Raw genomic sequence first — 14102 nt, 5'->3', positions numbered from 1 at the left:
CGCGGCGAGCGCGTCGAGGTCGGCGGCACGGTCGGCGGGGACGGTGAGCGTCTCCAGCCGGCGCCGCACGGCCCGGGGCTCGACGCCCGGCTCGATCCGCTCGAGCAGCTCCTCGGCGCGCCGGGTGCGGTCCGCGGCCTCGGCCCGCAGCGTGCCCAGCCGTTCGGCCTCGGCCTGCCGGGCCTGGCGCTCGCCGTCGAGCCGGTGGATGTGCTCGGCGTCCGCGGTCACCGCGTCGTCGACGTGGATCTCCGCCCGCTCGGCGCGCAGCCCGCGCAGCCGGTCCTCCAGCTCTGCGAGCGCCTCCTCCGCCCGGTCCCGGGCCTGCTGCGCGGTGTCGAACTCCGCGAGCCGGGTGGCGTCGAGCACCACCCCGGAGGCCGCGAGGGCGGCCAGGTCCGCCCGCAGCCGCGCCACGTCCCGCGCCGCCGGGTAGGCCCGCACCCGCTGCTGCGCCTCGGCCCCGGCGCGCCCCGCGCTCTCCCGGTCCCGGGCCAGCGCGGCGGCCCGGCGCTCCAGCCGGCCGATCTCCTCGGCCAGGGCCGCGACGTCCCCGGCCCGCGACATCTGCTCGGCGGCCGCGGCGTCGGCGTGCTCGTAGGCGGACAGCGCGCGGCGCAGCTCGACCTTCTGCGCGTTGCGGTGCTCCTTGTAGAGGCGATCCGCCTCCTCGTCGAGCTCCGCGAGGATCGCCCGGACGTCCCGGCCGCTGCGCGCGGTGAAGACCAGCTCGGCCAGCTCCCCGCCGCCCCGGCACAACCGGGCGCCGCCCTCGCGCAGCGCCTCGTGCCCGAGCCCGAAGCTCTGCTGCCAGGTCCGGCGGGCCTGCGCGCCGCCCGGACCCCAGGGCGCCTCGAGGGGCTCCTCGCCGGGGCCGAAGAGCCCGCGCGTGGTGCGCCGGACCGCCACCTCGCCGTGGGGCAGGGTGATCTCGGCGGCGATCGCGAGCCGGGCCGGCGAGGCGGCGTAGGCGTGCCGGACCGGCCGCGGGAAACCCCACAGCAGGTCCGAGACGGCGTCGAGCAGCGTCGACTTGCCCGCCTCGTTCGGCCCGGTGACCAGCGTGAGCCCGCGGCCGAGCGCGAGCACCCGGCCCTCGTGGGTGCCGTAGCGCTCGAGGGTGAGCCCGGTGATCCGCACCCGTCAGGCCGCCGATCCGCGCGCCGGGTCCGTGCCGGCGAGCCGGGCCCGCAGCTCCTCCTCCGCCCGCCGGGCCAGCTCGGCCAGCCCGGCCGGGTCGCGCAGGTCCAGCCCGGCCCCGCGCAGCCGCCGCCCCGCCTCGCGCTCGAGCACGGCCACGAGCTCGCCGGCCCGCTCCGGCTCGGCGACCAGGCGCGACGCGGCCACCGCCACCGCCCCGGCCAGTTCCTCGTCGACCGCCGCGACGGCCTCCGCGGGCAGGTCCTCCGGGCGGGGGCTCCGGGTGCGGTTGCGCACCATCTCGACCACCGCCCCGGACTTCTCGGCCACGATGTCGATCTCCGCGCGCAGCCAGTCCGCGTCGAGCAGGGCGGGCGCCGCCGGGGTGGGCCCGTCGAGCGTCACCCGCGCGGCGACGGGCCGGGAGCCGGCGGCCAGCCCGACCTCGCGCAGCGCGGCGTCGAGCGCCTCGAGCACCTCCTCCGGGTCCGCACAGGGGCTCGCGTCGAGCCGGACGTGGGTCCAGCGGGCGACGTCGCACACCTCGTGCCGCAGCGCGGCCCGTGCACCGGGGGCGACCTCGACGACCGTCGCGCCCTTCGCCCCGGGCTCGCGCGGGTGCCGGCCCTGCAGGTTCCCGCTGAACGCCGCGACGTGCTCGCCGTCGTTGACGACCCGCCGCTCGTGCACGTGCCCCAGGGCGAAGTACTCGTAGCGGCAGCGGGCGAGGTCCTCGGGGGTGCAGGGGGCGTAGCTGTCGTGGCCCTCGGCGCCCAGCACCGACGTGTGCAGCAGGCCCACGTTGACCAGGCCAGGGATCCGGTCCGGGTAGGCCGGGACCAGGTTCTCCAGCACGGCGCGGGTGGCGAAGCCCTGGCCGTGCACGGCCAGCCCGACGTCGTCGAGCACCACGGTCTCCGGGCGGTCGGTGGCGAGGCGGTGCACGTTCGGCGGCAGCCGCAGCGAGCGGGTGATCTCGCTCTCCGCGTCGTGGTTGCCGTTGATCAGGAAGACCGGGATCCCCTCGTCGTGCAGCCGGGACATCTGCCGGACGAAGAAGGCGCCGGTGGCGTAGTCCCGCCAGTCCCCGTCGTAGACGTCGCCGGCGAGGAGCAGCGCGTCGGCCCGCTCGGCCACCGTGAGGTCGACGAGGTTCTCGCACGCCCGCCGCGTTGCGCGGCGCAGCGTGTCGGCGAGCTCGGAGTCCTCGAGCCGGGAGAGCCCCAGCAAGGGGCTGTCCAGGTGCAGGTCGGCGGCGTGGACCAGACGCACTCGCGAACCTCCTGGCGGGCGAACTACAGACGTGCGATTCGTGCTGCGGCGAGCGTACAGCCGGCCTCCGACAATCCCGGGACGTGCGCGACGCCACCCCGTCCGACCTGGGGATCAGGGTTTCGGCGTGCCAGAATCGGGCAGATCCTGATCCGTTCCAGCCTCGCCTCAGCGCCGATCCGGGGCCGCAGCCCCGACCCTGGAGGCGAGTTGCCGATCCACCTGTGCGAGCGGTGCTACGCGCCCATCGACACCGCTCGCGAGCGCTACACCACCCTGGCGCACATCGACGGCGTGCTGCCCGACGGGACCGTCCGCTGGGTGCACACGGCGCTGCACGCCGACGCGTGCGGCTGGCCGGCCCGCGAGCGGTCCGCCGCCGAGCCGCCGGACACCGGCGAGTGGGACCCGGCCCGGCGCGGCCACTCCCCGGCCGCCGCCGAGCACGCGGCCCGGCGAACCGCGCGCAAGGACGTGCGCACCTCGCGCTGACCGCGCCCGGCGGGGGTAGTCCCCCCGCCGGACCGCGGCGCACCCTCGGGCGGCGGGGGTGGTCCCCCGCCGAAATAGGGGGGTCCCCGCGACCCTCCTAGGGGGTTGTCCAGACGCGCGCGAGGCCCTCCGGGCGGAAGTCTCTGAGGGGTCATCAGCGAGCCGGTGCCCCGGCCGCGCAGGACCCCCTCGGAGGCATCCATGCGCACGCCCGTCACACCCCCGTCCGGCACCGGTGCGCCCGTCCCGCCGCCGGCCGCCCCACCGCTCGCCCCCGACCTGCTGGCCCGGCTCGCCGCCGTCGAGCCGGCCGCGTGGCGCGAGGTCGTGACCCGGTACGAGCGGCTCGTCCGCTCCCGGGTCCGCGGCTTCCGGCTGCAGCCCGCCGACGCCGAGGACGCCGTGGCCGCCACCTGGCTGCGGCTGGCCCAGAACGCGGACCGGATCAACGACGTGGACCGGCTGCCCGGCTGGCTCTCCACCGTCGCCGGCCGGGAGTGCCTGCGGATCCTGGACCGCGCCGCGCACTCCGGCATCCCCGTCGAGGACGCCGGCGTCACCGTCCCGGAGGCGACGCCCGGGCCCGAGCAGCGCGCGGTCGACGCCGTCGTCGACCGGGTGCTGCGGGCGCTGGTCGCCGACCTGCCGCGCCGACGCCGGCTGCTCATCGCCGCCCTCTTCGGCGAGGACACCTGGAGCTACGAGCGGATCAGCCGGGTCACCGGCATCCCCACCGGCTCGATCGGCCCCACCCGGGCCCGCGCCCTCGACCAGCTCCGCCGGCTCGCGGTGGAGCGGGGCCTGGGCTCCGCCCACCCGGTCCTGCGCGGGCTCGCCCCCGCCGCCGGCACCGCGGCGGGCTGAGCGGGAACCGACGCGTCATGGCTCGGGCAACGCGTCGAAGCCCTGCTCCAGCAGGCGTCACGGATCCACGACGCGTCCGGGGCCCGGTCCGCCGCGCGTCACGGCTCCCTGACGCGCTCGGACGGGGCGGCGCGCAGGTAGACCGCCCCCGCCTGCACCCGGCTGCGCACCCCGAGCTTGGCCAGCAGGTGCGTGACGTGGATGCCCACCGTCTTCTCGCTGATGAACAACCGCTGCGCGATCTCCCGGTTGGTGTGCCCGGCGGCGATCTCCCCCAGCACCTCGACCTCGCGCGGGGTGAGCGAGGCGAGGACGTCGCGCCTGCCGGGGGTCCGGCGCGTCGGGACCCGGGCATCCGGGGACCCCGGCGCCGCGGCCCGGGTCGCGACGCCGGCGCGCTCCGACCCCACGACCCGGTCCGGGAGCCGGATCCGCGCCCGTCTGCCGAGGTCGCGGACCTCCTCCAGGAACGGCACGGCGCCCAGCTTCCCGGCGATCGCGTGCGCCTCGGTGAGCGCCTCGGCGGCCGCACGGCTGCGGGTACGGCGCGCCAGCAGCGCCTCCGCACGGCGCAGCTGCCCGTACGCCACGTTGTAGGGCTGGTCCCGGCGCCGCCACTGCGCGGCCACCTCGCCCCAGAGGTCGGGGTCGGAGTCGCCGTCCGCGCGGGTCACCTCGGCGTCGCACATCTGCGCGAACACCCCGACCAGTCCGGCGACCATCGGCACGGCCCGCCGGGCGCGCTCGTGCAGGCCGGCGCCGGACTCCCGGAGCCGGCCCACGACGTCGTCGGGGGGCGGGGGCCGGTCCAGCCGGACCGTCTCGGCGTGGGCGCGCAGCCCGTGCCAGATCAGCGGGGCCTCCAGCCAGACGTCGTCGTGCCCGCTCTCGACCACGTCGAGCCCGGCGACCGTGTGCCCCACCGCCCGCTCCGGCCGGCCGAGGAACATGTCCAGCCCGGCCCGCAGGGTGAGCAGCGGGACCCGGTAGCGGGCGCCGACGGTGTCGTGGGCCAGCATGGCGACGGCGTCGAGGTCCTCGGCGGCCCCGGTGAGGTCCCCGCGCCCGACCCGCATCCGCCCGCGCGAGAGCCGGATGTCCAGCGCCTCGCTGCCCGACGGCCGGGCCCGGAAGGCCTGGTCGATCACCTCGACGGCCTCGTCCCAGCGCCCGCAGCGGAACTGCCCGTTCGCGGCGAGCGCGAGTAGCCGGACGCCGTGGGTGCGCCCGAGGCCCAGCTCGGTGAGCCGCTCGGCGCCGGCCAGGGCGAGGTCGATGCCCTCGGACAGGGCGTTGAGCGGCCCGGAGAGCAGCTCGGCCCGCCGGTGGTAGGCGCTGCCGAGCACCGCGGGCGACCCGCTGGCCTCGGCCACCCGGAGCCCCTCCGCGAGGGCGGCCGCGCCGGCCTGGGTGTCCTCCAGGTAGGCCAGGCTGAACCCGAGCGTGACGAGCACGCGCGCCTGCTCGTCGAGGCTGCCCGCGCGCCGGGCGGCCTCGAGGGCGCGGGTGGCCTCGGCGCGGGCGTCGGCGAACCGGCCCGCGGCCTGCAGCGCCTCGGCGTGCCCGGCGAGCAGCCCGACGTGCGCCTCCCCGCCCAGCCGCAGGGCCTCCCGGTAGGCGCCCTCCGCCTCGACGCCGCGGCCCGCGGCGAGCAGGTAGTCCCCGAGCCGCGCGACCAGCGGGGCCCGGTGCGGGTCGGCGGGATCGGTGAGGGCGATCCGCTCCTGCAGCACGCTGACGGCGGCGTCGTGCTCGCCGGCCAGGTGCGCGGCCTCGGCCGCGCGTTCCAGGCTGGCGGGCCGGTCCAGACCGACCGCGGCGACCGGTTCGGGCCGGGGCTCGGGTGCCGGCCGGACCGGCGCGGACCGCCCCGCGACCAGGTCGGCGACCCGGCGCCAGTGCCGGTAGGCGTCGGCGTAGCCGTGCACCCGCTCGGCGGCGCTCGCGGCGTCCGCGGCCGCGGTGAGGGCCCGCGCGTCGTCGCCCGCCCGGTCCCAGTGGTGGGCCAGCAGCGCGGCCACGGCCGACCGGTCCTCGCCCGCCGTGAGCTCGGCCAGCGCCGCGGCGTACCGGCGGTGCAGGTCGCGACGCTCGGCGGGCAGCAGGTCCGCGGCCACGACGTCGACGGCCAGCCCGTGCCGCAGCCGGTACCCGTCGTCGCCGCCCTCGGCCCCGGGCCCGTCGAGCACGACCGAGCCCTCCTCGACGACGTGCCGGACGGCGGTGAGCAGCCGGTCCGGCGGCAGCCCGGTGACCAGCCGGGCGAGCTCGTGGGAGACGGGACCCTCCGCCACCGACAGGGCCCGGACCACCGTGCGGGCGTCCTCCGGCAGCGCCCGCACCCGGCCGAGCACGAGGTCGCGCAGGGTGCCCGACACCGCCATCGGGTCGTGGTCGCGCAGCGCCCGGACGGTCTCCTCGGCGATGAAGGCGTTGCCGCGGGAGCGCTGCCAGACCAGCTCCACCGGGTCCTCGACGTCCGTGGCGGGCAGCGGCTCGCGGGCCACCAGCTCGGCGATCGCGGGCCGGTCGAGCGGGCCGAGCGGGAGCGCGCGCACCCGCGGGTGCCGGCGCAGTCCGCCGAGCCCGACCTCGTCGAGCCCGGGCGAACCCCCGCCCTCGCGGTGCGTGACGACGACGAGCAGCCGGGCGTCGAGCATGATCGCCGTGAGGTAGGACAGCAGGTCCCGGGTGGCGCGGTCGGCCCACTGCACGTCCTCGACCACGAGCAGGACCGGCCGGTCCGCGGCGAGCCCGAGCAGGACCCGGCCGGCCGCGTCGAGAGGGTGCGGGACGGCCTGCGCGGCTCCGCCCGGCGAGGGCGGCAGCAGCCCGAGGGCCTCCAGCTCGCCCCGCCAGGGCTCGACGATCGCGCGCCCGGCGGGCTCGCGGGCCAGTGCGCGCACGGCGAGGGTGAGCGGCAGCAGCGGCGGGCTCTCCCCGACGTCGACCGCGGCGCCGGCGAGCACGACGGCCCCGGACCGCTCGGCCCGGGCCGCCAGCTCCGCCACGAGCCGCGACTTGCCGACGCCCGCCTCCCCGCAGACCAGCGCGACGCCCGGCGTGCCCGCGCGGGCCGCCTCGAACAGCTCGAGAAGGGACCGCAACTCGTCGGTTCGTCCGATCAGGGGCGGACGGGCCGGGGCGGTCACCCTGCGCACGGTATTCAGCCCGGGCCTCCTGGTCCAGCAGGTCGACCGGCCCGCGACGGGGCCGGGTCGTGGGAGCCCGACGGGCCGGGGCGGCCGCAGGCACGGGACCCCCGGCCCGCGTCTGCGCCACCCCCTCGGCCCCGGCCCGGCGGCACCCTCCCCCACGCCGGAACAGAGCGGGGCGGGCGGCCGCCGGATACGCCGGCCCGGAAAAGTCTCAGCCGGTGCGGCCGGAGGCCGCGAGACCCGCGGTGAACAGCACGAGCACGGCGGCGAGCACGACGAGCAGCGGCGCGGACCAGGCCCCGGTCGCCTCGTGCACCGCACCCACCACGGAGGGGCCGGTGGCGGCGACGGTGTAGCCGCCGCCCTGGACCAGCGCGGACATGCGGCGGTTCTCGACGAGGTCCCGGGCCCGCCGGACGACCAGCGAGAAGATCACGGTGATGCCGCCGCCCTGCGCCGCCCCGCCCAGCGCGCACCACACGACCCAGCCCTGCGGTGCGAGGAGCAGGCCCAGCGGCAGCGCGGCCCACGCCGCGCACACGACGGCCACGACGATCCGGGGCGAGGGGCAGGCCCGCAGCAGCACGGGCACGCCGAAGGCGCCGACGATCGCGGCGATCTGGAAGATCGACGAGCTGACGCCGGCCGCGGAGTCCGTCATCCCGAGCTCGTCGGAGAGCAGCAGCGGCAGCCACGCCGTCACGCCGTAGTAGGCGAAGGCCTGCCCGGCGAACGCGACGGTGAGGCCCCAGACGACCGGGCGGCGCCACCAGACCGGGCCGGCGGCGACGGCGGACCCGTCGGTCCCGTCGGTCCCGTCGTCGGCGGGCCCGGCCGGCGCGGCCTCGGGCAGCGACCGGGTCGCCCACCACCAGACGGCGGCGGCGACCAGCACCAGCACGCCCCACGAGGCGAGCGCGAACCGCCAGTCCGTGGCGCCGGCGATCGGCACGGTCAGCGACAGCGTGATCATCGACCCGACGTTGAGCGCCGCCGTGTACAGGCCGAGCACGGCACCGGCCTGCCGGGGCAGGTCGCGGCCGATCACCACCGGCACCGCCACGTTGCCGACGGTGATGGCGGCGCCGATGAGCAGGGTCCCGGCGACGGCGGCCGGCAGCCCGTCGAGGGAGCGCACGACGGTCCCGGCGAGCAGCACGCCCAGCGCGACCAGCACCCCGCGGCCGAGCCCGGTGCGGGCCAGCAGCGCCGACGCCAGCGGGGTCGCCAGCCCGAAGCACAGCACCGGGAGGCTGGTGAGCAGGCCCGCGGTGCCGGCGTCGATCCCGAGGTCGGCGCGGATCGCCCCGGTGACCGGCGAGACGGCGACGATCGGGCCGCGCAGGTTCAGCGCGAGCAGCAGGATCGCGGCGACGAGCAGCGCGGGCGCGACGGCCCGGGGCGGACTCTGGACGGGAGCATGCGGGGTTTCGTGCGTGGCGGTCACTGGTTCCATCCTTGCAGTACGAAACCCGGATCTCACGCGGTCGTGAGCGAGGGAACTACCGGTCCTCGCCACGCTCGTAGACGTCGGGGACGCCGTCGAGGTCGGAGTCGACCGCCTCCTCCGCCTCCATCCGTCGGTAGTGCGCGTTGCGGATGCGCAGGATCACGCTCGCGACCAGCGCCGACAGCACCGAGCCGGTGAGTACGCCGATCTTGACCTCGCCGTCGACCTCGGACCCCGCGCCGTAGGCCAGCTCGCCGATCAGCAGCGACACGGTGAAGCCGATGCCGGCGAGCACGGACAGCCCCAGCACGTCCCACCAGCTCAGCCCCTCGGCGAGCTCGACGCGGGTGAAGCGCTGCACCGCCCAGGTCGCGCCGAGCACGCCCACGGTCTTGCCCACGACCAGGCCGAGGACGGCGCCGAGGGCGACCGGGTGCGCGAAGGCGCCCACGCCGGCGTCGACCACGGACACCCCGGCGGCGAAGAAGGCGAAGACCGGCACGGCGACCCCGGCCGACAGCGGCCGGAACCGGTGCTCGAAGTGCTCGGCGAGCCCCGGACCGGGCCCCTCGGCGCGCCGGATCACCGGCACGGCGAACCCGAGCAGCACGCCGGCCACCGTGGCGTGCACCCCGGACGCGTGCACCAGCCCCCAGGTGAGGGCGGCGAGGGGCAGCAGCAGCCACCACGACCGGACCCGGCGCTGCACCAGCACGGTGAACACCGCGAGCGGGAGCAGGGCCAGCAGCAGCGGCACGGGGTGCAGCTCGTCGGTGTAGAAGATCGCGATGATGGTGATGGCCAGCAGGTCGTCGACCACCGCGAGGGTGAGCAGGAAGGTGCGCAGCGCCGAGGGCAGGTGGGTCGAGAGGACCGCGAGCACGGCGAGTGCGAAGGCGATGTCGGTCGCGGTCGGGATGGCCCAGCCCGCGGCGGTCCCGGCACCGAGGTTGAGCGCGGTGAAGATCACCGCCGGCACGATCATGCCGCCGACGGCCGCGAACACCGGGAGCGCGGCGCGTCGGGGCTCGCGCAGGTCCCCCGCCACGAACTCGCGTTTGAGCTCCAGCCCGGCCACGAAGAAGAAGATCGCCAGGAGCCCGTCGGCGGCCCAGGTCGCGAGGGTCAGGTCCAGGTGCAGCGCGGCGGGGCCGACGCGCACCGCGCCGAGCGCGGCGTAGGCCTCCCGCCACGGCGAGTTCGCCCAGACCAGCGCGAGGACCGCGGCGCCCACCAGCAGCAGCCCGCCCACCGTCTCGGTGCGGAGCAGGTCGCCGATCCGGCGCGCCTCGGGCCAGCTGCCGCGGGAGAAGAGCGCGGAGGGACGGTTCACGGGCAGGGCCTTTCGGTGTGCGGGCAGGGAGGACCACTCGCCGACCAGACTTCCCGGCACACCGTGGCCCACCCTACGGCACGGCTTGTGCACACGAAAAGCGAAAATGTGGCATCTTCGGTATCGACGCAGGTGAGGAGGCCACGTCATGACCGGTGCCGGCATCGGGTCCGTCCGCGGCCGCAGGCCGACGTCCGCCCCGGCCACCGCGGGCGAGATCTTCGCGCTCGTCCGGCAGGGCGCCGTCGCCACCCGGACCGAGATCGGCCGGGCGACGGGACTGTCCCGGACGGCCGTCGCCGCCCGGGTGGACCGGCTCCTCAAGGAGGGCCTGGTCACCGAGGTGCAGGGCGGTGCCGCGACCGGGGGCCGGCCCGCCGCCCGGCTCGCCTTCCACACCGCCGGGGGCACGGTGCTGGCCGCGTCCGTCGGCGTCAGCCGGACCTCCCTGGCGGTCTGCGACCTCGCCGGCACCGTGCTGGCCCAGGACTCGGTGCGGATGCCCGTGCGCAGCGGGCCGCACGCGGTGATGGAGGCGGTGGGCGAGCGGCTCGCCCGGCTGATCGAGGAGACCGGCACCGATCCCGCCCAGGTCCGCGGCATCGGGCTGTCGATCCCCGGCACCGTGGACTCGGTCGCCGGGTGCAGCATCGGCGTCCCGGTGCTGCCCGGCTGGGCCGAGGTCAAGCTGCCGCCGCTGCTCACCGACCGGTTCCCGGTGCCGGTGCGGGTGGACAACGACGTGAACGTCATGGCGATCGCCGAGCAGCACGCCCACCCCGGCATCGACGACCTGCTCGTGGTGAAGGTGTCGACGGGGATCGGCGCGGCCGTGGTGAGCGGGGGCGCGCTGCAGCGCGGCGCCCGGGGCTCGGCCGGCGAGATCGGCCACACCCAGATCGCCGACGGCCCGGGCACGCCCTGCCACTGCGGCAACCTCGACTGCCTGGAGATCCTGGCCAGCGGCAGCGCGCTGATCCGCGACCTCGCCGCGCGCGGGCGCACCGTCGACACCGTGTCCGGGGTCGTGGACCTGGTCCGCAGCGGCGACGCCGAGGCCGTCCGCCTGGTCCGGACCGCGGGCCGGCGGATCGGCGAGGTGCTGGCCTCGGCGGTGAACCTGCTGAACCCCGCGGTGATCACCGTGGGCGGCGACCTGGTCGGCGCCTACGAGCCGCTGGTCGCCGGCATCCGGGAGTCGGTGTTCAAGCGCTCGGTCGCCACCGCCACGCAGACCCTGCGGGTGGAGCCGGGCGCGCTGGCCGGGCGCAGCGGGGTCACCGGCTGCGCGATCCTCGTGCTGGACCGGGTGCTGTCCCCCTCGGCGGTGGACGACGTCCTGGCCCAGCACGACCTCACCCCGCCGGACTGACCGCCGGGGCCCGGTAGCCGACGAACTCCAGCTCGCGCGAGACCGTGAAGCCGAGGCGCTCGTAGAGCCGGATCGCGGTGGTGTTGGTCGCGGCGGCGTGCAGGAAGGGCCGCTCACCGCGCTCGCGGATCACCGCGCCGACGGCCCGGACGAGGCGGGCGGCCAGCCCCTGCCCCCGCGCGGCGGGGTCGGTGCACACCGCGGAGATCTCGGTGGCCCCGGGCACCCGCATCCGCTCCCCCGCCATCGCGACCAGCGCGCCCTCCCGGCGGATGCCGAGGTAGGTGCCCAGGTGGACCGTCCGCGGCAGGAAGGGACCGGGCCTCGTCCGCGCGACGAGGTCCAGCATCTCCGGCACGTCGGCGACCCCGAGCCGCACGGCCCCGGGGTCCGGGGCGACCTCCAACGCGTCGCCGGTCATCTGCACCCCGGGCAGCTCCATGCCGGTCTCCCAGCCCTCCGGCGCCGTGCGGCGCGGGCCCGCCAGCACCGCCGACCCACCCGCCCCGCTCAGCGCGGCGAGGTCCGCCCAGTCGCGGGCCGCGGGGTCCAGCGGCAACCCGGCGAACGGCGTGACGTCCGGCTGGTAGCGCGCGGCCCGGCCGCGCAGGTCGGCGAACCCGCGGTGCGGGCCGGTGAGGGCGGAGAGGACGGGGTTGGCGAGCGGGTCCGGTACGGCGTCGGGGAACGGGAGAGCCACGAGATCCATCCTGCACCGCCCGCGGGGAGTAGCGTGCCGACGGCTGCGCCCCGACGCGCACGGACGGCACGACCAGGTTGGAGCATCTCCCGTGACGCAGGCATCGACCCCCGCCGTCGTCGGCGGCCCGACCGTCCACCGCACCCGGGGGCGGCTGTCCGACGGCCGGGAGATCCTCTGGTACGACACCGAGCCCGGCCGGGTCCCCGGCACGGACGAGCGCGGCCTGCCCGAGGTGCACAGCGTCTCGCAGATCCGCTACGACGAGCTGCTCGACGAGTGGGTCGCCTACGCGAGCCACCGGCAGACCCGGACCTTCCAGCCCGCCGGCACCGCCGACCAGTGCCCGCTCTGCCCGACGATCCCCGGCCGGGCCACCGAGGTGCCCACCCCGGACTACGAGACGGTGGTGTTCGAGAACCGCTTCCCGTCCTTCTCCGGCGGGGTCGGGCGGGCCGAGGTGGTGTGCTTCACCAGCGACCACGACGGCCGGTTCGGCGCCCTGCCGCCCGACCGCGTCCGGCTCGTCGTCGACACCCTCGCCGACCGCACCGCCGAGCTGTCGGCGCACCCGGACGTCGAGCAGGTGTTCCCGTTCGAGAACCGCGGCCCGGAGATCGGGGTGACCCTCGCCCACCCGCACGGGCAGATCTACGGCTACCCGTTCGTCACGCCGCGGACCCGGCAACAGCTCGAGTCCGCCCGCCGCTACCGGAACCGCACCCGCGGCAACCTCTACGCCGACCTCCTCGAGCGGGAGCGCCGCGAGGCCGAGCGGGTGGTCACCGAGTCCGCGCACTGGACCGCGTTCGTGCCCAAGGCGGCGCGCTGGCCGGTCGAGGTGCACCTCTACCCGCACCGCGACGCCAAGGACCTCCCGGAGCTGACGGACGCCGAGCGCACCGACCTCGCCACGATCTGGCTCGACGTGCTCGGCCGCCTCGAGCTCTTCCACGGCCGCCCGCTGCCCTACATCGCCGCGTGGCACCAGGCCCCGGTGCGCACCGACCGCGACCTGGCGTGGCTGCACCTGGAGCTGTTCTCGATCCTGCGCGCGCCGAACAAGCTGAAGTACCTGGCCGGGTCCGAGTCGGGCATGGGCACGTTCATCAGCGACACCATCCCCGAGGACGTCGCCGCGAAGCTGCGCGCGCTGGGCCCGGGCGGCACCGCCGGCGGGGCCGGGGCATGAGCGTCGCCGCGCACTTCTCCGAGGCCTACGGCCGCCCGCCCGTCGCGGTGTGGGCGGCGCCGGGCCGGGTCAACCTGATCGGCGAGCACACCGACTACAACGAGGGCTTCGTGCTGCCCCTGGCGCTGGACCGGCGGACCCTCGTCGCCGCGGCCCCCGCCGAGGGCGCCACCACGGTCCGGTCGTCCCGGGAGGCCGAACCCGTCGCCTTCGCCGCCGCGACGGTCGTCCCGGGCGAGGTCACCGGCTGGGCGGCGTACGTGGCCGGGGTGGTGTGGGCCTTCCGCGAGGCCGGGCTGCCCGTCGTCGACCTCGACCTGTTCGTGGAGGGCGACGTGCCGGTGGGGGCCGGGCTGTCGTCGTCGGCCTCGCTGGAGTGCGCGGTGGCGGTGGCGCTCGCCGAGCTGACCGGCACCGCGCTCGACCTCACCGAGGTGGCCCAGCTCGCGCGCCGCGCGGAGAACGAGTTCGTCGGCGCGCCCACCGGCGGGATGGACCAGATGGCCGCGATGCACGGCGTCGCGGACCGGCTGGTCTTCCTCGACACCCGCTCCGACCAGGTCGAGCTGATCCCGTTCGCGCTGGCCGCGCACGGCCTGCGGCTGCTGGTGATCGACACCCGGGCTCCCCACCGGCTCGTCGACGGCCAGTACGGCGCCCGCCGCGCCGACTGCGCGAAGGCGGCGGAGCTGCTGGGGGTGCCGGCGCTGCGGGACGCGACCGCGGACTCCGTCGAGACCCTCGCCGACGAGCGGCTGCGCCGCCGGGCCCGGCACGTGGTGACCGAGGACGAGCGGGTGCTCGAGGTCGTCGACCGGCTGCGGGCGGGCAAGGACCCGCGGACGATCGGGCCGCTGCTGGCGGCCTCGCACGCCTCGATGCGGGACGACTTCGAGATCACCGTCCCGCACGTCGACGTGGCCGCGGCCGTGGCCGAGGAGGCCGGCGCGCACGGGGCCCGGATGACCGGCGGCGGGTTCGGCGGCTGCGTGATCGCGCTGGTCGACACGGAGACCGGCGACCGGGTGACCGACGCGGTCACGGGGGCCTACGCCGAGCGCGGCTGGGACGCGCCGGTCGTCTTCGACGCCGTGGCCGCCGACGGCGCGGGGCGCGCGTGAGGGCCGCT

At 77.2% G+C, this 14102-nt stretch carries 11 protein-coding genes; 5 read left to right on the top strand and 6 right to left on the bottom strand.

What is annotated here, in order from left to right:
* Both ACFQH9_RS17195 and ACFQH9_RS17190 read right to left on the bottom strand, forming a co-directional pair.
* Window positions 1-1140 (bottom strand): AAA family ATPase (locus ACFQH9_RS17195; RefSeq protein WP_379567146.1); only part of this gene is annotated, 1140 nt, incomplete at its 3' end.
* A gap of 3 nt (window positions 1141-1143) precedes the next feature.
* On the bottom strand, window positions 1144-2412 hold the full coding sequence (locus tag ACFQH9_RS17190; protein ID WP_379567145.1) for a metallophosphoesterase: 1269 nt from the start codon (window positions 2410-2412) through the stop codon (window positions 1144-1146).
* A 210-nt stretch (window positions 2413-2622) separates the two neighbouring features.
* Here ACFQH9_RS17190 and ACFQH9_RS17185 point away from each other — a divergent pair, with 210 nt between their 5' ends.
* Window positions 2623-2904, top strand: coding sequence for a hypothetical protein (locus tag ACFQH9_RS17185; protein WP_379567144.1), 282 nt, complete (start codon window positions 2623-2625; stop codon window positions 2902-2904).
* A 201-nt stretch (window positions 2905-3105) separates the two neighbouring features.
* On the top strand, window positions 3106-3768 hold the full coding sequence (locus tag ACFQH9_RS17180; protein ID WP_379567143.1) for an RNA polymerase sigma factor: 663 nt from the start codon (window positions 3106-3108) through the stop codon (window positions 3766-3768).
* Between the two features lie 98 nt (window positions 3769-3866).
* Here ACFQH9_RS17180 and ACFQH9_RS17175 read toward each other — a convergent pair whose 3' ends face one another.
* From ACFQH9_RS17175 to nhaA, 3 genes are all read right to left on the bottom strand, one after another.
* Complete coding sequence (locus ACFQH9_RS17175) at window positions 3867-6920, bottom strand: helix-turn-helix transcriptional regulator (protein ID WP_379567142.1); 3054 nt, start codon at window positions 6918-6920, stop codon at window positions 3867-3869.
* Between the two features lie 217 nt (window positions 6921-7137).
* Window positions 7138-8373 (bottom strand): MFS transporter, encoded by a 1236-nt coding sequence (locus ACFQH9_RS17170; RefSeq protein ID WP_379567141.1) that lies wholly within the window; start codon window positions 8371-8373, stop codon window positions 7138-7140.
* 55 nt (window positions 8374-8428) lie between these two features.
* Window positions 8429-9709, bottom strand: coding sequence for a Na+/H+ antiporter NhaA (gene nhaA / locus ACFQH9_RS17165; RefSeq protein ID WP_379567140.1), 1281 nt, complete (start codon window positions 9707-9709; stop codon window positions 8429-8431).
* A gap of 148 nt (window positions 9710-9857) precedes the next feature.
* Here nhaA and ACFQH9_RS17160 point away from each other — a divergent pair, with 148 nt between their 5' ends.
* On the top strand, window positions 9858-11081 hold the full coding sequence (locus tag ACFQH9_RS17160; protein ID WP_379567139.1) for an ROK family transcriptional regulator: 1224 nt from the start codon (window positions 9858-9860) through the stop codon (window positions 11079-11081).
* Here the strand turns inward: ACFQH9_RS17160 and ACFQH9_RS17155 are convergent.
* Window positions 11065-11781, bottom strand: a complete 717-nt coding sequence (locus tag ACFQH9_RS17155) for a GNAT family N-acetyltransferase (protein WP_379567138.1) — start codon at window positions 11779-11781, stop codon at window positions 11065-11067. The two genes, ACFQH9_RS17160 and ACFQH9_RS17155, sit on opposite strands and share 17 nt — an antisense overlap.
* 91 nt (window positions 11782-11872) lie before the next feature.
* On the opposite strand from ACFQH9_RS17155, the gene galT reads away from it, so the two are divergent.
* On the top strand, window positions 11873-12973 hold the full coding sequence (gene galT, locus ACFQH9_RS17150) for a galactose-1-phosphate uridylyltransferase (RefSeq protein ID WP_379567137.1): 1101 nt from the start codon (window positions 11873-11875) through the stop codon (window positions 12971-12973).
* The gene (gene galK / locus ACFQH9_RS17145) at window positions 12970-14094 is read left to right on the top strand and encodes a galactokinase (RefSeq protein ID WP_379567136.1); all 1125 of its coding nucleotides are present in this window, start codon (window positions 12970-12972) and stop codon (window positions 14092-14094) included. The genes galT and galK overlap by 4 nt, the downstream gene beginning before the upstream one ends.
* Window positions 14095-14102: the final 8 nt, after the last annotated feature.

Origin of the sequence: Pseudonocardia lutea (assembly GCF_042658055.1) — a bacterium.
Classification (GTDB): Bacteria; Actinomycetota; Actinomycetes; order Mycobacteriales; family Pseudonocardiaceae; genus Pseudonocardia; species Pseudonocardia lutea.
The sequence above is the reverse complement of the archived record's forward strand: the minus strand, read 5'-3'. Positions and strand labels throughout refer to the sequence as shown.

Excerpts from the sequence above, each read along its gene's own strand:
- ACFQH9_RS17160 (WP_379567139.1), top strand. The coding sequence starts at position 9,858 with ATGACCGGTGCCGGCATCGGGTCCGTCCGCGGCCGCAGGCCGACGTCC.
- galK (WP_379567136.1), top strand. The coding sequence starts at position 12,970 with ATGAGCGTCGCCGCGCACTTCTCCGAGGCCTACGGCCGCCCGCCCGTC.
- ACFQH9_RS17180 (WP_379567143.1), top strand. The coding sequence starts at position 3,106 with ATGCGCACGCCCGTCACACCCCCGTCCGGCACCGGTGCGCCCGTCCCG.